Source organism: Psychrobacter sp. C 20.9, assembly GCF_001921765.1.
Classification (GTDB): Bacteria; Pseudomonadota; Gammaproteobacteria; order Pseudomonadales; family Moraxellaceae; genus Psychrobacter; species Psychrobacter piscatorii_B.
Genome location: NZ_MRYC01000040.1, coordinates 1 through 581 on the forward strand (window position 1 = coordinate 1; position 581 = coordinate 581).

1 protein-coding gene is annotated in these 581 nt (G+C 44.1%); it reads left to right on the forward strand.

Translation table 11 applies throughout. The features are described from left to right. Positions 1 to 54 precede the first annotated feature (54 nt). The coding region (locus BTW00_RS13725) for a transposase (protein ID WP_178379312.1) at positions 55 to 581 on the forward strand (527 nt) is incomplete at its 3' end.

Consider the following 581-nt stretch of genomic DNA (forward strand, 5'->3'; position numbering starts at 1 on the left):
GAGTTTCCCAAACTCTGTGTAACTGCTTATAATCCACTAACAGGAGAATAAGCAATGACTACTCAATCTGACCTTAAAAAACTGGCCGAGCAAATGGCTGGTAGCATGAACAGCTTTGATGACATCAAAGACTTTCAAAAGCAGCTCATGCAATCTTTTATCGACACTGCCTTAGAAGCTGAGATGGAAGACCATCTTGGATACCCCAAGCATGAAAAAGCAGACAAGCCTAATAAGCGCAACGGTCATACTAAAAAGACCGTCCGTAGCGACACAGGCGACCTTGAGATCTCCACTCCAAGAGACCGCGGTAGCAGCTTTGAACCTACACTAGTGCGCAAGCATCAAACCCGTATTAGTGGCCTTGATGATAAAATCATATTCCTTTACGCCAAAGGTCAAACCACCACTGAGATTGTAGAGAGTATCAAAGAGCTTTACGACGTCGATATCTCAAGCTCTCTTGTCTCAAGAGTCACTGACAACATCATAGACGACATCACCGCATGGCAGAACCGGCCGTTAAGCAGTGTTTATCCTATTGTCTATTTAGACTGTATTGTCGTCAAAGTACGTCAAGA